The organism is Microbacterium sp. STRO-1N, assembly GCF_057748015.1.
Map to the genome: position 1 here is coordinate 876,006 of NZ_CM173234.1, position 21,474 is coordinate 897,479.

The 21,474-nt window shown below is 68.5% G+C and carries 21 protein-coding genes and 1 tRNA gene; 14 read left to right on the forward strand and 8 right to left on the reverse strand.

Annotation, left to right across the window (positions count from 1 at the left end):
- The first annotated feature begins 27 nt into the window (after positions 1-27).
- Genes AC3ANJ_RS04050 through AC3ANJ_RS04075 form a run of 6 tightly spaced genes read left to right on the forward strand, consistent with a single transcriptional unit; the run spans position 28 to position 4,560 of the window.
- Positions 28-897 (forward strand): sulfurtransferase, encoded by an 870-nt coding sequence (locus tag AC3ANJ_RS04050; protein ID WP_488318348.1) that lies wholly within the window; start codon positions 28-30, stop codon positions 895-897.
- A 44-nt stretch (positions 898-941) separates the two neighbouring features.
- Positions 942-1,883: a GNAT family N-acetyltransferase gene (locus AC3ANJ_RS04055; RefSeq protein ID WP_488318349.1), complete on the forward strand. Its 942-nt coding sequence runs from the start codon at positions 942-944 to the stop codon at positions 1,881-1,883.
- A gap of 53 nt (positions 1,884-1,936) precedes the next feature.
- Positions 1,937-2,578 carry an NADPH-dependent F420 reductase gene (locus AC3ANJ_RS04060; protein ID WP_488318350.1) on the forward strand — a complete coding sequence of 214 codons (642 nt, stop codon included), beginning with the start codon at positions 1,937-1,939 and terminating at the stop codon, positions 2,576-2,578.
- Between the two features lie 51 nt (positions 2,579-2,629).
- Entirely contained in the window at positions 2,630-3,289 is a 660-nt protein-coding gene (locus tag AC3ANJ_RS04065) for a GntR family transcriptional regulator (protein WP_488318351.1), read from the forward strand.
- A 3-nt stretch (positions 3,290-3,292) separates the two neighbouring features.
- Entirely contained in the window at positions 3,293-3,949 is a 657-nt protein-coding gene (locus AC3ANJ_RS04070) for a hypothetical protein (RefSeq protein WP_488318352.1), read from the forward strand.
- Between the two features lie 35 nt (positions 3,950-3,984).
- Entirely contained in the window at positions 3,985-4,560 is a 576-nt protein-coding gene (locus tag AC3ANJ_RS04075) for an asparagine synthase (RefSeq protein WP_488318353.1), read from the forward strand.
- 18 nt (positions 4,561-4,578) lie between these two features.
- Here the strand turns inward: AC3ANJ_RS04075 and msrB are convergent, their stop codons facing one another.
- A complete protein-coding gene (gene msrB, locus AC3ANJ_RS04080; protein ID WP_488318354.1) occupies positions 4,579-5,028 on the reverse strand; it encodes a peptide-methionine (R)-S-oxide reductase MsrB in 450 nt (149 codons plus the stop codon).
- Between the two features lie 204 nt (positions 5,029-5,232).
- Here msrB and AC3ANJ_RS04085 point away from each other — a divergent pair.
- From AC3ANJ_RS04085 to AC3ANJ_RS04095, 3 genes are all read left to right on the forward strand, one after another.
- A tRNA-Arg gene (locus tag AC3ANJ_RS04085) sits at positions 5,233-5,305 on the forward strand.
- A 93-nt stretch (positions 5,306-5,398) separates the two neighbouring features.
- On the forward strand, positions 5,399-6,874 hold the full coding sequence (locus AC3ANJ_RS04090) for an L-serine ammonia-lyase, iron-sulfur-dependent, subunit alpha (protein WP_488318355.1): 1,476 nt from the start codon (positions 5,399-5,401) through the stop codon (positions 6,872-6,874).
- Positions 6,874-7,629, forward strand: coding sequence for an AAA family ATPase (locus AC3ANJ_RS04095; RefSeq protein WP_488318356.1), 756 nt, complete (start codon positions 6,874-6,876; stop codon positions 7,627-7,629). The genes AC3ANJ_RS04090 and AC3ANJ_RS04095 overlap by 1 nt, the downstream gene beginning before the upstream one ends.
- Positions 7,630-7,639: 10 nt before the next feature.
- Here the strand turns inward: AC3ANJ_RS04095 and hrpB are convergent, their stop codons facing one another.
- Positions 7,640-10,198: an ATP-dependent helicase HrpB gene (gene hrpB, locus AC3ANJ_RS04100; protein WP_488318357.1), complete on the reverse strand. Its 2,559-nt coding sequence runs from the start codon at positions 10,196-10,198 to the stop codon at positions 7,640-7,642.
- A 51-nt stretch (positions 10,199-10,249) separates the two neighbouring features.
- On the opposite strand from hrpB, the gene AC3ANJ_RS04105 reads away from it, so the two are divergent.
- Genes AC3ANJ_RS04105 through AC3ANJ_RS04115 form a run of 3 tightly spaced genes read left to right on the forward strand, consistent with a single transcriptional unit; the run spans position 10,250 to position 12,380 of the window.
- Positions 10,250-10,846 (forward strand): TetR/AcrR family transcriptional regulator, encoded by a 597-nt coding sequence (locus AC3ANJ_RS04105; RefSeq protein WP_488318358.1) that lies wholly within the window; start codon positions 10,250-10,252, stop codon positions 10,844-10,846.
- A gap of 41 nt (positions 10,847-10,887) precedes the next feature.
- Complete coding sequence (locus AC3ANJ_RS04110) at positions 10,888-11,649, forward strand: ABC transporter ATP-binding protein (protein ID WP_488318359.1); 762 nt, start codon at positions 10,888-10,890, stop codon at positions 11,647-11,649.
- Positions 11,646-12,380, forward strand: a complete 735-nt coding sequence (locus AC3ANJ_RS04115) for an ABC transporter permease (protein WP_488318360.1) — start codon at positions 11,646-11,648, stop codon at positions 12,378-12,380. The genes AC3ANJ_RS04110 and AC3ANJ_RS04115 overlap by 4 nt, the downstream gene beginning before the upstream one ends.
- A 48-nt stretch (positions 12,381-12,428) precedes the next feature.
- Here AC3ANJ_RS04115 and AC3ANJ_RS04120 read toward each other — a convergent pair whose 3' ends face one another.
- The 3 genes from AC3ANJ_RS04120 to AC3ANJ_RS04130 form a co-directional block, all read right to left on the reverse strand.
- Positions 12,429-14,054, reverse strand: coding sequence for an SPFH domain-containing protein (locus AC3ANJ_RS04120; RefSeq protein ID WP_488318361.1), 1,626 nt, complete (start codon positions 14,052-14,054; stop codon positions 12,429-12,431).
- Positions 14,055-14,195: 141 nt separating this feature from the next.
- On the reverse strand, positions 14,196-15,548 hold the full coding sequence (locus AC3ANJ_RS04125) for an HNH endonuclease signature motif containing protein (protein ID WP_488318362.1): 1,353 nt from the start codon (positions 15,546-15,548) through the stop codon (positions 14,196-14,198).
- A 63-nt stretch (positions 15,549-15,611) separates the two neighbouring features.
- Entirely contained in the window at positions 15,612-16,040 is a 429-nt protein-coding gene (locus tag AC3ANJ_RS04130; RefSeq protein WP_488318363.1) for a MarR family winged helix-turn-helix transcriptional regulator, read from the reverse strand.
- A gap of 234 nt (positions 16,041-16,274) precedes the next feature.
- On the opposite strand from AC3ANJ_RS04130, the gene AC3ANJ_RS04135 reads away from it, so the two are divergent.
- On the forward strand, positions 16,275-17,309 hold the full coding sequence (locus tag AC3ANJ_RS04135) for a helix-turn-helix domain-containing protein (protein ID WP_488318364.1): 1,035 nt from the start codon (positions 16,275-16,277) through the stop codon (positions 17,307-17,309).
- An 11-nt stretch (positions 17,310-17,320) separates the two neighbouring features.
- Here the strand turns inward: AC3ANJ_RS04135 and AC3ANJ_RS04140 are convergent, their stop codons facing one another.
- From AC3ANJ_RS04140 to AC3ANJ_RS04150, 3 genes are all read right to left on the reverse strand, one after another.
- Positions 17,321-17,803 (reverse strand): mycothiol transferase, encoded by a 483-nt coding sequence (locus tag AC3ANJ_RS04140; RefSeq protein ID WP_488318365.1) that lies wholly within the window; start codon positions 17,801-17,803, stop codon positions 17,321-17,323.
- A gap of 91 nt (positions 17,804-17,894) precedes the next feature.
- Positions 17,895-19,496, reverse strand: coding sequence for a DUF5060 domain-containing protein (locus tag AC3ANJ_RS04145; RefSeq protein ID WP_488318366.1), 1,602 nt, complete (start codon positions 19,494-19,496; stop codon positions 17,895-17,897).
- A gap of 140 nt (positions 19,497-19,636) precedes the next feature.
- Positions 19,637-20,083 carry a DUF6841 family protein gene (locus AC3ANJ_RS04150; protein ID WP_488318367.1) on the reverse strand — a complete coding sequence of 149 codons (447 nt, stop codon included), beginning with the start codon at positions 20,081-20,083 and terminating at the stop codon, positions 19,637-19,639.
- Positions 20,084-20,225: 142 nt separating this feature from the next.
- On the opposite strand from AC3ANJ_RS04150, the gene AC3ANJ_RS04155 reads away from it, so the two are divergent.
- The gene (locus AC3ANJ_RS04155) at positions 20,226-21,428 is read left to right on the forward strand and encodes an acid phosphatase (protein WP_488318368.1); all 1,203 of its coding nucleotides are present in this window, start codon (positions 20,226-20,228) and stop codon (positions 21,426-21,428) included.
- Positions 21,429-21,474: the final 46 nt, after the last annotated feature.

The following is a 21,474-nucleotide window of genomic DNA, read 5'->3' on the forward strand; positions in this document are numbered from 1 at the left end:
CTGCGCTGACGCGCGGATGCTGGTGCCATGACCAATCTCGTCAGCCCGGCGCAGCTGATCCACCTTCAGCGACGCGCCGAACACGGTGAAGGGCCCGCGGTGCGCGTGCTCGACGTGCGCTGGCGTCTGGATCGTCCAGAGGGGCGGCCGGAGTACGTCCGTGCGCATCTCCCCGGTGCGGTGTACGTCGACCTCGAGCATGAGCTCGCCGACCGCGGACAGCCGGAGCGGGGGCGGCATCCGCTGCCCTCCGTGGAGCACCTGCAGGCCGCGGCCCGTGGGTGGGGTCTGGGTGCCTCCGACATCGCGGTCGCGTACGACGACAATCGCGGAGTGGCCGCGGCGCGGCTGTGGTGGCTGCTGCGGCGCGCCGGCGTCGATGCGCGCGTGCTCGACGGAGGCATCCGCGGCTGGGTCGCCGAGGGGCTGCCGCTGGAACCGGGGGATGTTCTGCCCGAACCAGGGGACGTCGTGCTCGTGGCCTCCGATGAGGGGCGGATCGCGCTCGAGGAGATCGAGGCGTTCGCGCGTACCGGCGTGCTGCTCGACGTCCGCGCTCCCGAGCAGTACAGCGGGGCGCGGACGTCGTTGGATCCGGTCGGCGGGCACATCCCCGGTGCGGTGAACCTTCCGGCCATGGCGGTTGTGGACGGGGACGGGCGGCTGCGGCATCCGGACGCGCTGCGGCGCATCTTCGCGAGCGTCGGTGTCGGGCCGAACGCGCAGGTGGCCGTGTACTGCGGCTCCGGCGTCGCGGCGATGCACACCGCGCTCGCGCTCGACCAGGCCGGGATCCGCGCGGTCGTGTATCCCGGGTCGTGGAGCGAATGGTCCAACCAGCGCGGTCTGCCTGTGGCGATCGGCATCCTCCCGAACGGTCGGCTCTCCGCGGTCTGACAGTCGGTGGACGCGATGCGTGCACAGGGCACAGGATGGATGCCGTGACCGTTCGCCTGGAGCCGCTGCCCACCGATCGCTTCGATGCATGGCTGGCGGCCATGCGGGAGCGTCTGATCCGCTGTCGCCGCGAGTCGGGGTTGCGCCCCGGAGCGGATGCCGAAGAGCATGTCGACGCGATCGTCGCGCAGCTGCTTCCTCAGGGCGGCGCGAGCGGAGCGTCGGCGGTGCTCGGCATCCTGATCGACGGGGTCGAGGTCGGCACAGCCTGGCTGAGCCTGCCGGGAGAGCGGGCATTCCTGGTCGATGTGCACACGGACCGCGAGCTCGATGCGGACCAGCAGGACGGCGTCATGGCATTGATCGAGAACGCTGCGCGCGAGACGGGCGCCGTCACTCTCTCGGCCGACGTCTTCGCCGGCGATGACGAGACGCGACGCCTGTTCGATGGTCGAGGATTCGAGGTGTCGTCGATCCAGATGATGCTCGATCCGCTACCGGGGCGAGCGGATGCGGACGAGCGGATCGAGGTCGTGCCGATGTCGGTCGAGCGCTTCTCGCGCTTCGCCTCCGATACCGAGCAGGGCTTCGCCCAGGAGCTGGCGGCCACGGGACGGATTTCGCTCGAGGATGCTGCGGAGGAGGCTCGGCGGCAGTTCCGCATCGAGCTCCCGGATGGCGTCGACACCGAAGGGCAGAAGCTGTTCACGGCCGCCGTCGACGGCGAGGAGGTCGGCGTGCTCTGGTTGGCGCGGCGCACGCGGGGCGGCGCACCGCACGGCTTCATCCTGGACATCGCAGTGGATGCCGCGCATCAGCGTCGTGGGTACGGGCGCGCGCTCATGCATGCGGCGGAGCGCGAGACGCGACGGATGGGCGCCGCGTCGCTGGGGCTGCACGTGTTCGGCGGCAATGCTCCGGCGGTCGCGCTCTACGAGCAGCTCGGATACCGACGCCTCCAGGAGCTGGTGGTGAAGAGGCTCTGACGTCTTCTTCCGACACACAGGAATACGCATCACCGCCGCGCGTTGCCGCTGACATGACAACTCTCGGAATCATCGGTGCAGGACACATCGGCTCGCAGATCGCACGCGCGGCGATCTCGGCCGGATACGACGTCGTGATCGCGAACTCGCGCGGACCGGAGACCTTGGCGGATCTGGTGGCCGCACTCGGGCCGAAGGCGCGCGCCGCCACCGCGGTCGAAGCCGGCCGAGCCGGCGACGTCGTCGCCGTGGCGGTTCCTCTCGGCGCTCTCGATCAGGTTCCCGTCGAGCCGCTCGACGGGAAGATCGTGCTCGACGCGAACAACTACTACTTCGAACGCGACGGACGCATCTCCGCGCTCGACGAGGGGACCACGACGACGTCGCAGCTCGTGCAGGCTCACCTTCCCGGTTCGAAGGTCGCGAAGGCGTTCAACCACATTTTCGCGGGGGAGATCACCTCTGACGCGACGCCGTCCGGCACCCTGGGCCGTCGCGCGCTGGCGACGTCGAGCGATTTCCCCGAGGCGGCCGAGTTCGTGACGCGCTTCTACGACGAGGTCGGGTTCGACACGGTCGATGTGAGCCCGCTCAGCGAATCCTGGCGCGTGGAGCGGGACCGGCCCGCCTACGTGGTGCATCTGACCGCCGACGAACTGCGCGAAGCGCTGCCGAAGGCCAACCGGGTGCCCTGATCTGGGATACCAAAGGTGGTGCGATCCCCGGTCTAGTGGGAGAATCCATCCATGACGGGGGTTGAGGCAGCGGAGCTGGAGTCGGTGCGGGTGACGCGCCTGCTGCGTGACGACATCGTCCTCGGCCGACGATCGCCCGGTTCTCGGCTCATCGAGCGGGACATCGCCGCGGAGTTGAACGTCTCCCGACTGCCCGTTCGTGAAGCGATCCGTCGCCTGGTCGTCGAGGGAATTGTCGTCGCACGTCCGCGGACCTGGGCCGTCGTGAAGGAGTTCACGGCGCAGGACGTCCAGGATGTCGCCGAGGTGCGTGAAGCGTTCGAGACTCTGACCTTCCAGCTGGCGGCGCGCAGGCACGACGCCGTCGGCCTGGCCCGGCTGAGGGCGGCACTCGATCGGGAGACGGAGAGCGCACGAACCGGAGACCTCGATTCAGGGCGGCTGGCCGCCGGCGAGTTCCATACGTGTGCCGCCGATCTCGCTGGAAACGAGATGCTCAGCGAGATGCTTCAGGTGTTCTCCACGCGGCTGCGCTGGCTCTTCGGGCAGCACGACGATCTCGACGAGATGGTCGCCGAGCACGAGCTGCTCTTCGCGGCCGTGGCGGACCGGGATGTCGATCTGCTCGGCGAGCTCGTGCCTCAGCATCTATCGCGCGGGAGGGTGCTCGCCGAGCGGCGGTTGCGCGAGCGCACCGAGTTCGCGGTCTGATCAATGCGCGCGATGCGAGTGCTGTCGTTCGCGATCGGCGGGCTGCTGCTCGTCGCAGGCGCGGGAATCGTCGTCCTGGTGGGCCAGCAGCGCGGAGATGACGACGTTCAGCGGCAGTCGGTGCCGGTGGCCGATCGGGAACTGACGGAGACGCTGGCCGGGATGCGCGTCACGGTGGCCGAGTTGGAGGCGACGGTCGTCGCGCTCGTCGAGGCCCGCCCGCACGACGTTCCGAAAGGGCGGCGGGTGCAGACGGCATCCTCGGTTCAGGGAGCGGATGCTGATGGCCACGCCCGCGTGCGGGCGGCACTGGATCTCGTCGGCGGCGAGGATGTCGGCCTGGAGCAGTCCTCGTCCTGCGCCGGCGGCACGGCCGCGGCCTGCGCCAACAGCAACGGCTACATCAAGTACCGCGCCGATGTCGCGACCTGGAGCGACAGCCGGCTGAACTGGGCGATGGCGCACGAGCTCGCGCACATCCATCAGTTCCGCGTCTGGGGGACGCTGAACGATTCCGGCGCCTACCAGGAGATGTTCGGAGGGGATCCGGAGTTCCTGGCGAACTGCATGGCGGTGGTGCGCGGGTACGCGGGGTCGGTCGGGTGCGATCCGGAGCAGCAGGCCTGGGCATCCGGAATCTGGGTCGGCGTCGTTCGGTGAGCTCGTGCCGGTACGATTTCAGGAGGGAGGTCGACGTGGTTCGGACAGCGGATGCCATCGCGGAAGGCGTGGCGATCGCCACGGCCGCGACCAGGCTGGCTGTGAAGAATCACATCCTCGTCGGGACGATCGCACAGGGCGGCGTGTTCGACACGGATCGCTACCTCCAGGACGCCCGTGAGTCCCTGCTCGCGATGGCGAAGGAATCCGAGGACGCCGCCGACATGGTGACCCGGTGGCGCAAGCGCGCCAGGGGCCGGCACTCGGACCCGTCCGGCACGCACGACTACCGCGACCGCGACGTGCGCAACCTGCGCCGGCGGGCACGGCAGTCCACCGGCGTGGCCACGCGGCTGCGGGCGATGGCCGAGGACGACGAGAAGATGCGCGCGCTGGTCGAGGATGCCAGGGCGGCCGCATGGGCCGATGTGCGGCACAATCTCGACCGCCGGCTGCGTGTTGAGGGCATGCGTCCTGACCAGGATCCGGAGTACGAGACGATGCGCGAAGCGCGCATGCAGGCACTCCGCCTCGTCGATCTGCAGGCGCTCTCCTCCGAGCAGCGTGCGCGCCGCAAGCGCGAGTCAGAGGCGGAGTCGGAGCCCGCGTGACCCGCGCCAGGGCGGGTTCTACGCCTCGTCGAACAGGCGTCGGTACTCGCCGTAGCCCTCGGCATCCAGCTTGTCGGCGGAGATGAAGCGCAGCGCCGCGGAGTTCATGCAGTAGCGCAGCCCGCCGTCGGAGGACGGTCCGTCCGTGAAGACGTGGCCGAGATGGCTGTCGGCACCGGAGGAGCGGGCCTCCGTGCGCACCGACCACAGCGTGCGATCAGTGCGGGTCGTGATCGCCTCCGCATCGATCGGGCGCGTGAAGCTGGGCCACCCGGTTCCGCTGTCGAACTTGTCGATCGATGAGAACAGCGGCTGCCCGGAGACGACATCCACGTAGATGCCGGCGTCGTGGTTGTCCCAGTACTCGTTGCGGAAGGCGGGCTCGGTGGCGTCCTGCTGAGTGACATGGAACTGGTTCTCGGTGAGGGCGCGCAGCGCCTCGTCTGTCTTGCGGTACACGTTCGACATGATTTGTCTCCTTGTCCGACGCCGCTGGCTGCGGCGTCTCTGGATGCAACAGCGCAGGCACGGGGTTTGGTCCCGCGTGGCTGGGAGCAGGCTGTGACTTGGGTCGATGGCCGCTGCGGACGAGTTGCGGTCTCGATTCGCTCCGGCGCTGATCCTCATGTATTCTTGACGACGGCCCGGAAAGCGTTCTGCCGGACAGGCCATGCGCCCGTAGCTCAATGGATAGAGCATCTGACTACGGATCAGAAGGTTAGGGGTTCGAGTCCCTTCGGGCGCACACTGTGTTGAGACAGTACAGAAACCCCGTCGCGAAAGCGGCGGGGTTTTCTCTTTGCGCTTCGGTCCACGAACGTCAGCGTAGCCTGGACACGTGACTGCGTACGTCTCGGCCTTCGACCTCTTCTCCATCGGCGTCGGGCCGTCGAGCTCGCACACCGTCGGGCCGATGCGCGCCGCGCTGGACTTCGTGCGGCGCACTCCGCTGGAAGCCGTGGCCCGCGTCACCTGCACGCTGTACGGGTCGCTCGGAGCGACCGGCATCGGGCACGGTACGCCGGATGCCGTCGTCGCAGGGCTCCGGGGCCTGAGCCCCGAGACGTGCGAGCCCGCCGAGGTGCGGCAGGCATGGGCGTCATATCCCGAGGGTGCTCCGCTGCTGCTCGCCGGGCGGCAGGGGATCGCGTTCGACAAGGACGACATCGTGTTCGCACCTCGGACGCGATTGCCGGCGCATCCGAACGCCATGACGATCACCGCCTACGGCGCGGATGCCGAGGTGATCGCCGAGGAGACCTACTACTCCGTCGGCGGCGGCTTCATCCGCCGTGAGGGCGAGGACGCGCCGATCGCCGGAGCAGAGCAGCCGTTCGCCTACCGGGATGCCGCCACGCTGCTCGATCTGTGCGACGAGCACGGGCTCACGATCGCCGAGCTCGCCCGGCGCAACGAGACCTCTCTTCGTTCGGAGTCGGAGGTCGCCGCGGGCCTCGACGCCATCTGGGATGCGATGGCCGGCTGCGTGAATGCCGGTCTGCATGCGGACGGCGTGCTCCCCGGCATCCTGAAGGTGAAGCGACGGGCCTCGGCCATCCGCGCCCAGCTGGAGGCCGCGGAGGCCGACAGCGGACGCGAGATCCCTGGCGAGTGGCTGGGTGCGTTCGCACTGGCCGTGAACGAGGAGAACGCCGCAGGCGGACGCGTCGTCACGGCCCCCACGAACGGTGCCGCCGGCATCCTCCCCGCCGTCGCGATGTACTGGTGGCGCTTCCTCGCCGACTCGGGACTCGGATCCGGGAACGCGGTGACGCCGCACGGCGAGCTCGTCGGCAGCGCGCTGCTGCAGTCGCCGACCGAGCCGGCCGATGCAGACACGCTCGATGACGAGGCGATCGCGGAGGCCAACCGTCGACGAGGCATCCGACGATTCCTGCTGACGGCGACCGCGCTCGGGTCACTGTTCAAGGCGAACGCCTCGATCTCCGGTGCCGAAGGCGGCTGCCAGGCCGAGGTGGGCTCGGCCTGTGCCATGGCCGCTGGGGGCCTCACCGCCGTGATGGGCGGCACGAACCGGCAGATCGAGAACGCCGCCGAGATCGCGATGGAGCACCACCTGGGGCTGACCTGCGACCCGATCGGAGGGCTCGTCCAGATCCCCTGCATCGAGCGGAACGCGATCGCGGCATCCACAGCCGTCACGGCAGCACGGCTGGCGCTGCGAGGCGACGGACAGCACTACGTCTCACTGGATGCCGTGGTGGAGACCATGCGCCAGACCGGCCTGGACATGTCGATGAAGTACAAGGAGACCAGCGAAGGCGGGCTCGCGGTCAACGTGATCGAGTGCTGATGGAGTCGATCTGGGAGCCGGGCAGCCGGCGCAGGCGCGAGCAGCCGGTGGTGTCGGTGCGGCCCGTCGACGATGCGCCGGCACCGGGCGGTCGATGGCCCACCAGCATCCCGGCGGTCGCGCAGGTGCTGCAGGAGGGGATCGACCTCGCGCCGGGGGTGACCTTTCTCGTCGGCGAGAACGGCAGCGGCAAGTCCACGCTCGTCGAGGGCGTGGCCATCGCGTACGGGCTGTCGCCCGAGGGCGGCTCACGGAACGCGATGCACAGCACGCGTCCGACCGAATCGCCCCTGTCGGACTGGTTGCGGCTGCAGCGCGGGGTCGGCGCCAGCCGGTGGGGCTTCTTCCTCCGCGCCGAGACGATGCACTCGTTCTACACGTATCTCGAGGCGAATCCGTCGATGAGCATGCCGGATGTGCCGTTCCACGAGATGAGTCACGGCGAATCGTTCCTCGCGCTGCTGGGCAGCAGGTTCCGCGATCCGGGGTTCTACTGCCTCGACGAGCCGGAGGCGGCGCTGTCGTTCCAGTCCACGCTGACGCTCATCAGGGTGCTGCAGCGGATCGTCGACGACGGTGGCCAGGTGCTGTGCGCGACGCATTCGCCGGTGCTGGCCTCGCTACCAGGTGCGCGGATTCTCGAAGTCGGCGAATGGGGCATCAGGCCGACGGAATGGGAGGACCTGGAACTGGTCCGGCACTGGCGGTCGTTCCTGGATTCGCCGCCGCGCTATCTGCGGCATCTGCTCGACTGAGCACGAGAGATCAGGTCCCGGCGGCCCGTCGCTTCGTGTGCCGGGTGGGCTCGGCCGACCACGGGTCCTCCGGCCACGGATGCTTCGGATACCGCCCGCGCATCTCGGCACGCACCTGCGAATACGGGCCGGCCCAGAAGGATGCGAGGTCGCCGGTCACTGCCAGCGTGCGCCCGCCGGGGGAGAGCAGGTGGAACAGCACGGGCACCCGCCCTCCGACCAGTCGCGGCGTCTCGGCCCACCCGAAGCACTCCTGCAGCTTCACGGCGACGACCGGACGGGCCGACGCATCATCGACAGGCGGGTATGTGAGGCGGATCCGTGATCCGCTGGGCACTTCGAGGCGTTCCGGGACGAGAGCATCGAGGTCGCTCGCGGCCGGCCACGGCAGCAATCGTCGCAGCGCCGTGGCCAGGTCGATGCGCGTGGCGGTGGTCCCGGTGGCGAGTGCCGAGAGTTCCGGTCCGAGCCAGTCATCGAGGGCGTCCAGGAGCGCCGTGTCCGCGACATCCGGCCAGGGGGAACCGAGTTCGCGATGCAGCAGCGCGAGGCGCCGCCGCAGCCCCTCCGCCGCCTCAGACCACGTGAACACGCCGAGCCCTTGCTCCTGCACGGCACGGCGGACGGCATCGCTGCCGCCCTCGTCTGCCTGCACGCGAACCGGGACGGATGAGCGGACTATCGCGCCCAGCCGACGCTCGCGGCGAGCCGTGACGCGACCGTCGGAGAACCGCGCCTCGACGCGATCCGTGACCAGATGGGTGGCCGCCTGCTCCGCCTGGTGCTCGGAGATGGCCGCTGCCGAGCGGATGACGGCTCCGGTGCCGGCAGCCGCTCGCCCCTGCGCGCGGGCGACGTCGGCCACGGCGAGCCATTCGGCGCCGGCGAGCGGGCCTGTGACCCCTGCGCGCGTTCCGGATGCCAGGAGGAACACCGCGCCGGCGGCGGAATGATCCACCCGTCGGGCGATCCGCTCTGGGAAGGCGAGCGCGATCAGAAGACCGGTCGGATCGTCCTCCGTGCGCACCCCTGCTCGCTCCGGGGTGAACCTCGAGAGGCGGCGCACCTCCTGCTCCCAGCGTCGCGCGTCGGGGCTTCGCCCGTTCCGCAGCGTCGAGAGCGCCGCTGCGGCATCGGCGTCGGGGATGCGGAGATCGGAACTCAGCAGCGCGACGACTTCGGCCGCGGCGCGTGCCCCGGCGATGTGCGTGCCGTCGCGGAGAGCGCGCGCGAGGCGAGGGGCGGTCGGGATGCGTGCCAGGCGTCGCCCCTCAGCGGTCGCACGACCCTCGGCATCGATCGCGCCGAGTCCGTGCAACACATCCACGGCATCGTTCAGGCTGTCGGCGGGAAGCGGGTCGACCAGCCGAAGACCCGCACCGCCCGGTGCGCCCCAGCAGGCGAGGAGCAGGGCGGCGTCGGTGAGGTCGGTCGTCGCGATCTCCGGGACGGGCCGCGCGGGGGCGGCCGCGAACGTGCGCTCATCGACGCATCGCACCACGACGCCCGGCCCCTCGCGCGTGGCACGCCCCGCACGCTGGGTCGCCGCGGCGCGCGACGTCGGGCCCGTCACCAGACCGCTCATGCCGCGCGCGGCATCGCGCTGCGGGGCACGGGACAGGCACGAGTCGACGACGAGCCGGACACCGGGAACGGTCAGCGACGATTCGGCGAGCGATGTCGTGACGATGATCCGCGGCGATTCGCCGGCCGCGCGTCCGCTGATGACGGCATCCTGCTCTGCTGCCCTGATCTGCCCGTGCAGTTCGCGGATGTCGAACTCGGCGGCGAGATCTCGGATGCGATGAGCGATCTCCGAGACTTCGCGTGCGCCAGGAGCGAAGACGAGGGCGTCTGCGGTCGGATCGACACGCACCACGCCGCGGTGCGTGTCGACCGTCGTGCGGGCGACGTGGTCGAGGAAGGCCCGCGTCACTCCCCGTTCGTCCAAGCGAGGGGTGGGGCTCGGCGCCCAGCGCACGTCGAGCGGATGTGCCGGAACGGTCTGGGTGACGACAGGGGCAGGCGAAGCCTCCGTGCCGAGGACGGCGGCGAACCGGTCGGCGTCGAGCGTCGCCGACATCGCGACCACGACGAGATCGTCGCGCAGTTCGCGCACCTCGCCGAGCAGGCCGATCAGCAGATCCGTCTCCAGGGCGCGCTCGTGCACCTCGTCGATCACGACGGCGCCGACACCCTCCAGTCCAGGGTCGTCGAGCAGTCGGCGCAGCAGGACGCCTGCGGTGACGAACTCGATCAGGGCCGAGGTCTCCACGTGGCGCTCACCGCGGACGGTGAAGCCCACGCGGGACCCGACTGCCGACCCGTCCAGGTGGGCGAGTCTTCGGGCCGCGGCGCGTGCGGCGACGCGTCGCGGCTGCGTCACGATCACGCGGCCGGGAACGCGGCCGGCGATGATCGGCGGGACGAGGGTGGTCTTGCCCGTACCGGGAGGCGAGCTGATGACGACGGCGGTGCGCCGGTCGAGCGCCGTGTTCAGGTCGTCGGATGCTTCGGCGAAAGCGAGTCCGCGGCCGATCCTCGACAGGTCGAACGGCGCAGTGGTCACCCCTCCAGTCTCTCGCGTTCCCTGCGCGCATCGGCGCGTAGGCTGAGCGGCATGACCGAGCATCGCGCACCGCGGCGACGCGGACGGCCGCGTGGGGGAACGGATTCGCGTGCGCGGATCATCGCCGCGGCGGTGGACGAGTTCGGCGAGCGGGGATACGACGGTTCGACGATCCGGTCGATCGCGGCGCGGGCGGGAGTGGATTCGGCGCTCGTGCATCACTACTTCGGCACGAAGGCGGATCTGTTCGCGGAGGCGGTGGGCATGCCCCTGCGTCCGGATGCGGATGTGCCGGCGATCCTCGCCGGCCCGCGCGACGAGGTCGGGGAGCGGCTCGTGCGTTACATCCTCGAGGCGTTCGAGGATCCGGATGTGCGACGCCGCGGGGTGATGCTCATGCGCACAGCCGTGGCCAGCAAGCTCACGACGCCGTTGCTGGCCGGATTCATCTCTCGCGAGTTGATCGGCCGCATCGCGCGGGCGCTGGACGTGCCGGATGCCGAGCTGCGCGCGAGCCTGGTCGCCTCGCAGATCGCTGGGCTGCTGCTGACCCGGTACGTGCTGAGGTTCTCGGCGCTGGCCGAGGCATCCATCGACGAGCTCGTCGAGCGGATCGGACCGACCGTGCAGCGGTACCTGTTCGACTGATCCTCTTGACGCGGCGCCGACCCGGGAGAACAATTCATCACATGATGAATAACGCGGTCGAGATCGCAGGTCTTCGGGTGCGGCGAGGGAAGACAGCCGTGTTCGACGGCGTCGACCTGACCATCCCTCGCGGGGAGATCACAGGGCTTCTCGGGCCGTCCGGATGCGGGAAGACCACGCTGATGCGGTCGATCGTCGGCGTGCAGCGGATCGCGGCGGGCGACGTGACGGTGCTGGGCGAGCCCGGCGGCTCGCGGAAGCTGCGCAAGCGTGTCGCCTACGGCACGCAGGGGGCTGCCGTGTACGGCGATCTCAGCGTTCGTCAGAACCTCGCTTACGTCGCCGGACTGCTGAACGCGCCGCGCAGCGACGTCGATCGGGTCATCGACGAGGTGGGGCTGCGCGCGCAGGCCGGTCAGCTCGTCGATTCGCTCAGCGGCGGTCAGGAGACGCGGGTGTCTCTCGCGATGGCGCTGCTCGGTGCTCCGGAGGTGATCGTGCTGGACGAGCCGACCGTGGGGCTCGATCCAGTGCTGAGGGCGGACCTGTGGGGCCTTTTCCGCGGGCTCGCAGACCGTGGTGTGACGATGATCGTGTCGAGCCATGTCATGGATGAGGCGCTGCGCTGCGACCGGCTGCTGCTCATGCGCGCCGGCCGGATCATCGCAGACACCACGCCGGCGGCGCTGCTGGAGGACACCGGCGCGGAGGATCCGGATGCTGCGTTCCTCGCGCTGATCGAACGGGACCAGCGGGAGCATCCGACGTCTCGTCGGAGTGCACGAGAGGAGGCCGGCGAATGAACGCCCGGCGCCTGTTCGTCACCGCGGGCCGGGTGCTGACGCAGCTGCGGCACGATCCGCGTTCGATCGCGCTGATGCTCATCGCGCCGAGCCTCCTGGTCGGCCTGTTCGCCTGGCTGTTCAGCGATCAGGAAGGCGTGTTCGACCAGTTCGGCGGCGCGATCCTGGCGCTGTTCCCGTTCATCGTGATGTTCCTCATCACGTCGATCACGACGTTGCGCGAGCGGCGGTCGGGGACGCTGGAGCGGCTGATGACGACGCCGCTCGGCAAGGCGGATTTCATTCTCGGATACGCGTTGGCGTTCGGGCTGATGGCGCTGTTGCAGGCCGCGATCACGGTGTCATTCGCCGTATGGGTGTGCGGGCTGGACGTGGACGGCCCGCTCTGGCAGCTCGGGCTGGTGGCGGTCGTGGATGCCCTGCTGGGCACGGCGCTCGGGTTGCTGGCCAGCGCGTTCGCGCAGACCGAGTTCCAAGCGGTGCAGTTCATGCCGCTGCTGGTGTTCCCGCAGATCATCCTCGGCGGACTCTTCATGCCCCGCGATGAGATGCCGGACGTTCTGTACGCGATCTCGGACTGGCTGCCGTTGAGCTATGCGATCGACACGATCAACGCCGTCGCCGCGGGTGATGAGGGCTGGGATGTGTTCGGTCCGCTGCTGATCGTCGTGGCTTTCGCGGTGGGCGCGCTGGTGCTGGCGTCGCTCACGCTTCGTCGTCGGACGCCGTGACACGACGAAGGCGTCGGCCGCGACCTGCGGACCGACGCCTTCGGATGCTCACTCGGCCGGTGCAGGCGGCGGCGGGGGAGCGATGGTCGAGTCCGCGGCGGCCTTGGCGGGTTTCGTCGTGGCGGGGGCGGGCGTCTTGGTCTGCACCTGCGCCTGCGCGACGCCTTCGCCGATGCCGCGGCCGACGGCCTGGCCCTGGATGATGGCGGCGAGGTCGAGACCAGTGGCCGAGCTGACGCTGTCGAACACGGACTTCAGCGCCTTGGCGCTGTCGCCGCCGATGACGCTGGATGCGCCGTCTTCGCCCGAGGTGCCGCCGATGATCGAGACGTTGCCGATGGCGGCGTAGCCCTTGGAGAACTCGCCCATGATGGTCGGCAGCACGTCGATGACGCGCTGGGAGAGGAAAGCGTCCTGGTTGGAGGCGATGGCCCTCGCCTCGGCTTCGACGGCAGCCGCGCGGGCCTCACCCTCGGCGCGGATCGCATCGGCTTCCGCGTTGGCCCGCAGGCGGCGGGCTTCGGCTTCAGCCTCGGCGAGGGCGCGCAGCGCAGCCGCTTCACCCTCGGCCTTGGCCTGGGCCGCGGTCGATTCACCCTGAGCGCGGGCTTCGTCTGCCTTCGCCTGCTGCTCGGCGATGCGGGTGCGAGCCTCGGCCTGCTTGACCTGCTCGATCGCGGCCGCCTCGGCGGCGCGCTCGCGCGTGTACAGCTCAGCCTGAGCGCGGGTCTCGGCCTCGTAGCGCTGCGCGTCGGCGACGCGCTTGACGTCGGCGTCCAGCTGCGCCTGCTTGTTCTCGGCCTGCTGCTGAAGGACGGCCTGCTCGGCCTGCGCCCTGGCCAGGTACTCGGCCTGCTCGGCTTCGGCGCGTGCGCGGCCGATGCCGGCGTCCGCGTTGGCGGTGTTCGTGTCGAGCGCGGTCTGCTCGATCAGGTTGGCTTCCTTGTTGGCGATGTTCTTCTGGTTGATCGCACGGTCGGCGTTGGTCTGCGAGATCTCGGCCGCCTGACGCTTGGCCTGGATCTCGGGTGCGCCGAGCGACTGGATGTAGCCGACGGCGTCGGTGATGCCCTTGATCTGGAAGGAGTCCAGGATCAGACCCTGCTCGGCGAGCTCCTGCGAGACGTCGGCGGCGATCTGATCGGAGAACTTCTTGCGCTCGCGCATGAGCTCGACGACCGACAGGGTCGCGACGATGCCGCGCAGGGCACCCTCGAGCTGCTCGGTGGTGAACTGCTCGATGGCGGCGTCCTGCGAGGCGAAGCGCTCGGCGGCGCGGCGGACGTAGAGGGGGTCGGAGCCGATCTTGACGATCGCGACGCCGTCGACGTTGAGCGTGACGCTGTCGAGCGACTGCGCTTCGGCGTTCAGCGAAACCTGGCGCGAGCGCAGCGAGATGATCTCGTGCCGCTGTGTGATCGGGTTGACGAGGGACTTGCCGTTCACGATGACGGTGACGGGAGATTCCGACATCTCCGAGCTGCTGGTGCCGTCGGCGGCGATGACCGCGCGCTGCACCTTCTGCTTGCGTCCAGAGATGACCAGCGCTTCATCGGCGCGCGCGACCTTGATCCAGCTGCGTGCGAACAGCAGCGCGATCAGCGCGAAGACGATCAGGATCACGACCCCGATGCCGACGAGAACCAGGATGCCGACGACTCCGGCAAGCTCCATGTTGTATGTCCCTCCCAGTCGATCCGCGATTGTCGCGGTGACTACATATGGCTTCGACTATGCCAGATCGGATGCCGTGGACGTGCGCCGCGAAGGCATCGGGGGTCAGGAATGGCGTCGTCGCCGTCGCCGTCGTCGGTGTCAGGCGGCGAGGTTGTAGCGGTGGGTGCCGCCGAGGCGTGGGGTGCGGGTGGGGTCGACTGAGGGTGGTGGGATGAACCAGACTTTCGCGGTGACACCGGTGCCTTCGATTCTGATTTCCCACCCGTTGTCGTGGACGCGGTGGTGGCAGGTGTCGCAGAGCAGGACGCCTTTGTTGAGGTCTGTTCTGCCGTTGTCGCGTTGCCACCAGTCGATGTGGTGGGCGCGGGTCATCGAGGGTGGGAGGGTGCATCCGGCGCATCCGCCGTCCCGGAGCACCAGGGCGAGGCGTTGCGCTTTCGTGAAGAACCGTTTCTCCCTGCCCCAGTCGAGGATCTCACTGTCGCCGCCGAGGACGTAGGGGATGACACCGCCGGATGCAGCCATCCGCCGGGCGGTCCCGATGCTGATGGGCTGGTCGATGCCGTCGATGGTGGCGTGTCCGGTCCCGCCGGTGAGGTCGTCGAGTCCGACGCGGACGATCACGGTCGCACCCGCCAGGGCGGGGGCGTTGGTGTCGCACCCGAGCGCGTGGGCGGCGAGGTCGGCGAGCGCATCCGCCTGCAACTGTGTCACCGTGCGCCGGTCGGCGTCGGGGGCGTCGGGGGCGAGGGCGTTCGCGCGGGCGTTGAGGACCGCGGTGACATGCCCTTCGATCGCGACCTTGATCGGTGCGCCGGTGGCGACGTCGACGTCCGCGTCGATGTGCAACCGTCCGTCGCGTTCGAACATGACCAGCCGGTTCTGCGCCCGTGCGGCCTCCTCCCGCGGGAGGACTCCGTCCGGGTCCAGGTGCGCTTCCGCATGGGTGAGGAGCTTGCGGACCTCGTCCAACGACAACCCGGCCGCTTTCTCGGCGAGCAGGGTCTCCGCTTCGGTCACTCGTTCCGCGGAGATCTTGAACCGGACCCGGTCCAACAGTCCGATGATCAACCCGGCCGCCGGGGCACCGATCCGCCCACAGGCCAGGGCGGCTTGCACGGCCGGGTACTTCGCCGGCAACCTGGCCCCCAGCAGATCGCTGCGGGGAGCGGTGGCTTCCCCCACCCTCACCAACCGCGATGCTTCCCCCGAAGAGCGTCCGGTGACCGTCGCGACGAACTGGCCGGCGGTGCGGAACCCCTGCTCCTTCGCCAACGACTCCGCACCCAGCTCCGGCCGAGACTCATACGCGATCCGCGCCGCGACCTCCGCCTCCAGCCCGTCCACGAGCCGGTGCAGCACACCCAGTTCCGCATTCGCGGCCACCAGGGCGGCCCGGTCCAGATCCGACGCATCCCCCGCATCCGCCCACACCCCATCGAGGCGGGAGACCGCCTCGTGCAGAGCATCCAGATGCGTCGCCGTCGACATACCCCCACGCTACCCCGACCACACCCAAAAGGGAAGAGATGTTCGAAAGAAATATTCGAAACTCTAGCGACTGCGCAGGCGCTCCGTCAGGGCGAGGAGGGTGCGCAGTTCGTCGTCGTCGAGGCTCGACATGCGCTCGGCGATCGATCGACCATGGACCATGGCGATGCGACGGAAGGCGCGTGCCCCGGCATCCGTCGCACGGATCAGCGCGCCGCGGCCGTCCTCGGGATCCGGGAGCTTGGCGACGAGCTCGCGCGCGACCATCCGGTCGATCAAGCGCGAGACGCTGGGTTGGCTGATCAGCATGTTCTGGGTGACATCGCGCAGGCGTGCGGTCATGTCGGGGCCGCGGGTCACGGTCAGCAGCACGTCGTATTCGCCCTGCGCGAGGTCGGATCCTTCGAAGTCTGCAGCCATCTCGGAGAACAGCTCGTGCTGTGCACGGAACAGGCTCTCCCAGGCGGCGATGGCGAGGTTCCGGTCGGTCACGATCTCAGCGTAGCGGCAACGTGAAGGGCCGGTCGGAGAGGCTTCCGACCGGCCCTTGTCCCTTGCACCAAGAGTGTCCTGCAATCACATGCGGTGGATGCCACAGCAAACATTCACCGTGCGATAACTGTATAACGGGGCGGTAACGAATGCAACGGTTTGATCACGGAATCTTGAGTGAATGGCATTCTCGGGCTTGCATCTCAAGCCGCTTGAGGTCGCATGGTGGGGGACATGAACATTTCAGAAGACACTCTCTACCCCATCGGCGACGTCGCACATCGAACGGGACTCAGCGTCAGCGCCATCCGCTATTACGCGGATGAGGGCCTCGTGAACGCGACGGACGCGACCGACGGCGGCCATCGCCTCTACGACATCGACGCGATCGCCCGCCTCGAATTCGTCCGCACGCTGCGCGATCTCGAGACCGGTCTCGATCAGGTGCGCCGTGTCCTCGCGGGCACGACCTCGTTGAGCGACGTGCTCGCCGAGCACCTGGACGTCGTCGAGAGGCGCGCGACGGACATGCAGGCGAAGCGGGCGGTTCTCCGCGCGCTCGTGCAGCAGGAGGGAACGGTCGAACGGGCGAACCTGCTGCGCAGGCTGGTGACGATGTCCGACATCGAGCGTCAGGGACTCGTCGACGACTTCACGGATGACGTCACCGCAGGTCTCCCGCAAGCGGCGATCGACCGCATCCGCGACGTCCGGCCGGTGCTTCCGGCCGACCCCTCGCCCGCGCAGCTCGATGCCTGGATCGCTTTGGCGGAACTGCTGCAGGATGAGCGGTTCCGCGAAGCGACGCGCTCCTATCTGCGTGCGACCTATGCCGAGTTCCCCGGCCCGGAGATGTCTGCACCTCCCGTGCAGGAGTTCATCCACTCGGCCGGCGCCGACCTGACCCGGCGGCTGATGGCGTTCCAGCAAGCCGGATTCGCTGCGGAGGACGCCCAGGTGGTCGACCTCGTTGCGCAACTGGTCGAGCAGCTCGCGGAATCGTTCGGAATCGCGGCGGACCAGGATCTGCGGCAACGGCTGGCGGCTCGCTATCGCGATGTGGCCGGCCTCACGCTCGATGCCTTCCAGGATGCCGAGTACACCGCGACCGAGGGGCGATACCTGGAATTGGTCTCGATCATCAACGATCAGCCCCACCCGGACGCTGCGCTGCTCGCCAGTGCCCGTCGAGACCACGGCGATCTCGACGGCCCCGCTCTCGGTGAGTTCGGCCCCTGGCTGGCAGACGCGATTCTCGCCGCGCGGTGACGGTTGCGTCGTCAGTCGCGAATGCTCTCGGCGAGAGGCCGCAGGATGTCGAGCTGTCCTGTGTTCCACGCGAGTTCGACGAGCACGTGCGTGTAGAGGCTCAGAACGGTACGCGGGCTGCGCCCCGTGACGACGTCGTCAAGGTCCAGATCGGCGAGATTCGATCGTGAGTGCTCAGAGATCCTCTCGCAGAGCTCCGTGACGGAGGCGATGCTGTCCGTCTTGCGCGTCTTCCACGAGTTCGCCGTGGCGACCGGAAGACCGAGGTCAGCGCGAGGTCGGCCGGTGATGGCCTCCCCGAACCAGACTCCCTCGACATAGGCGGTATGGCGGACGACTCCGAGCAGAGAAGGCCTGCCGGGCACGGGGGTTGCACGGGCCTGCTGCTCGGACAGGCCGTCCAGGCTGCTCAGGATCAGCCGACGGTGCAGGTCGAGACGGGCGTCCAGGTCCTGACGGGTGGTGAAGCTGGAGTCGGCACGGTGATGGTCCATGCTCCGATGATGGCGAGGAGCGTGAGGATATGCGGACCGGCACGCCCGCGCACCGGCGAGACGTCGCCTGCAGTCTCGCCGGTGCGGACGATCAGACTCGAGTGAATCGCACGGCGATCCAGGGGGTGCCCGGTAGCTGGATCGTCGGGCGACTCGGATCCTGCGCGCCGCCGGTGGCTTTGGCAAGAGAGAAGACACCGATCGGCGTGATGGTCATGTTCCAGGTGTCGATGACGTCGACGTTGAAGGACGCACCGGCACCGCTCGGCAGCAGAGCGTTCCATTCCGTCGGTGCATTCGCGCCGAAGTACTTGATGTAGTACTGGCTGTCGACGCCGCCGATGTCGTAGCCCCAATCAGGCTGGAGTGCGTTGATCCCCGTGGCCGGTCCGTCGTCCATGATCTGCTTGAGGAAGGCGAGACGCGGAGCGCTGGTGCCGTTCAGGGTTCCGCCCTGCCCGAGCCACGAGGTGCTCGGGCTCTGGGCCTCGTTGAGCGTCTCGCCGTGGCCGCAGTACGTGCCGCCGACGAACGTGTTCCAGAACCGGCTCGTCATCACCTCGCCCGACAGCTGGCCCCAGCGTGCGTCGATGTTGCCCTCGTAGGCGACTTCGTCGAACACCACCGGCTTGAGCGCGAACTGGCGGTGCAGATGCGCCCGGATGCCGTCCATGGCAGCACCCGAGCTCTGAATGCTGGCGTGCGTGACCCAATCCTTGCGGGCGTCGTAATAGATGTTCTTGTTGTGGATCGAGCGCAGACGCCCGTGTGGGTCGACGCTCTTGAGGAAGTCGCCCAGGTGGTTCCAGTCGTCCAGCGCCTTGGTCTCGTTGTCGTCGTACTCGTTGGCCATCGACCACCACACGTTCCGGTACGCACCGAAACGCGCTGTGATGTAGCGGATGTACCTCTCGTCGTCCGCGCGGGCCATATCGGAGAACCCGATGTCGGCCTTGTAGGGCTGGAAGAGGACGACATCGGCCTGGATGCCGAGCTGCAGCAGGCTCGCGATCCGGCTCTCGTACCGGCGGAAGTATGCGGGATCGAAGCGCGTCGGGTCCCAGTCCCTCGGCCCGGGGCCGGTGCGCACGAACGGGTCGACGGATTCGGAGGGGACGTTCGGGAAGAACAGCATCCGGATCTTGTTGAAGGGCGACGTGCTCAGCGTCTCGAGCGTCTTCTGGACCTTGTCCTCTGGCTGCTGCGCCCAGGAGTACGAGGTGGTGCCGATCTGGTGGTACGGCGAGCCGTCCGCATGGATGAAGTGGTATCCGTCCTGCGACACCTGCACCGGGCCGTGGTTGCCTTCCGACGGGGCGATGACCGTCACCTTGCCGGACTTGCGCATCGCGCGGACGTTGCTCTCGATGCTCCACTTCCAATCACCGGTCTCGGGCGGTGAGAACCGGATGCGGTACGTGCCATCGCCGTCGTAGAAACCGGGCACCGTGATCGTCTGGTCCGCCCGGCGGAAGACGGCAGCGAGTGTGACATCGACGAAGGGGTTTCCCTTGTCGGGGCCGCTGAGCACGATCTCGTGCATTCCCCAGCGTTCGACCGCTGCCGGGTTCCCCGCCGGCTGCGCCTGTCCCGCAGTCGTCGTGGATGCCTGCGCGCCGGTCGGTATTCCGACCGCAGCCGCGGCGCTGAGCACAGCGGCTCCAGTCAGTACGGTTCGTCGTGTGATCTCCATCGATCATCCTCCAGATGATTCCTGTGTCACGGACTTCTGTCCTCGGACACCCTACAAATCACTGACTATTCTCGCTACCCCGAATGGATATGCAAGACGTGACCGTGCCGAACAGGGGCCGGCGGTACCCCGCGTTCGGACTACGTGCTCGGCGGTGTCAGGTCGACACCCTTGGCGTCGGCGAGCGCCTGCAGCTTCTGCATGGAGTCCGTCTCGATACACACGCACGCGCGAAGTCCGGCATCCTCGTCCCGGAGCAGGTAGTAGCTGTTGCTGTCGGTCAGCAACTCGCCGTCGCCGTCGAGGAAGAGCCAGCGCACGCGGACGAGCACGAGTGCGTCCGAAAGCTGGTTCTCGTCGATGAGCTCGTAATCGACGGAGCCGAGGCCGAGCTCCCGATAGACGGGGTAGGCCTGCTTAAGTCCGGTTGCCATCTCCTCGCGCGAGCCCAGCACTCCCGAGAACCGGCCGTCGACGATCATGCCGGGTGTCGACCACAGCTCGGCGGAGGCCTCGGCGTCGAACCGGGTCAGCGACGCGGCGTAACGGTCGAAGTAGTCCGTGATCCTCGCCGTGTCGATGTCCATGCAGACGAGGGTAGCGGTGGCGTCTCACGATCGTCAGTGGAGCGCTCTTGTCCCGCCCAATGTACGAACAATAGAATGTCCACGCAATTCAATGATGAACGGGTCGACACCCGAGGAAAGGCAGGACATGCAGCACTCGAAGATGAGGACCACCGTCCGCAGCCGTCCAGTCGCAGCGCTTGCTGTCGTACTCACGGCATCCATCGCGCTGACCGGCTGCGCGCCATGGAACGAGCAGGTCGCGGGTGGACGTCCGAACCCGGCGGCCTCTCCCGCCCCTGAGGCGTTCGCGCCCGAGCAGCTCGAGACGGTCTACTCATCGGATCGCACCGTCGACTACGTCCCGCTGCTCGCCGGATTCGCGACCCTCGAGACGAGCTACCCGGAGGTCCTCGAGGAGAACCTCGCGAAGACGCTCGACATCAATCAGAACGCCGGCCCGGAGGAGTCCGCGGCGGCGATCGTCGACGAGTACGGAGACATGTCTTACACGATGGGAAATGCACTGGGGGAGGAGCTCGGTGCGATCTACCAGAGGGCGTGGGAGGAGGGGCGTCTGCCCAAGACCGTCGAGCTGATCCACAAGGACGGTGGCCGTGCGCAGAGCGAGTCGACGAACCCGTCGAAGGACTACTTCGACTACGACCGCCCCTATATCGTGGCGCCGAACGAGGTCGTCTACCGCGACAAGGACGGCGGTGACGCCTACAGCTCCACGAGCGGCTCCTACCCGAGCGGGCACACGAATCAGGCCTACTGGCAGGGCACGCTCCTCGCGACGCTGCTGCCCGAGCTGTCCGCACCGATCCTCGCGCGGACGTCCGAATCCGGCAACTATCGCGTCGTCATGGCGATGCACTACCCGCTCGACATCATCGGCGGCCGGATGATGGGCCAGGCGGCCATCGCCAAACGGTGGGCCGACCCGGAGTTCCGTGAGCTGCTGGAGGCGGCCAGCGCCGAGCTCCATGCCGTCCTGGAGGCCGACTGCGGTGCGGCACTGAAAACGTGCATCGCCAGGGACACCCCGTACCTGAAGAAGAAGGACGCGAACGAGCTCTACCGCGACCGTCTCACCTACGGCTTTGAGCAGATCGGACAGGGCGGCGTCGAGATGGATGCGCCCCGCATCGCGGCCGCTCTGCTCATCTCCAGCCACCCCGACCTCACCGAGGCGCAGCGCCTCCAGGTCCTCGAGGAGACGGCGATCGACTCCGGCTATCCGCTCGACCTCAGCGTCCACTCGACGTCATCGTGGCAGCGGATCGACCTCGCGGCGGCGATGACCGCCAAGGTCTCCGTCGATGGCAAGGGGCGTGTGCACGTCAGCAGCGGCAAGGACTGAGATCGTACGACGAGGGCCGCGGACGACGTCCGCGGCCCTCGCCGTA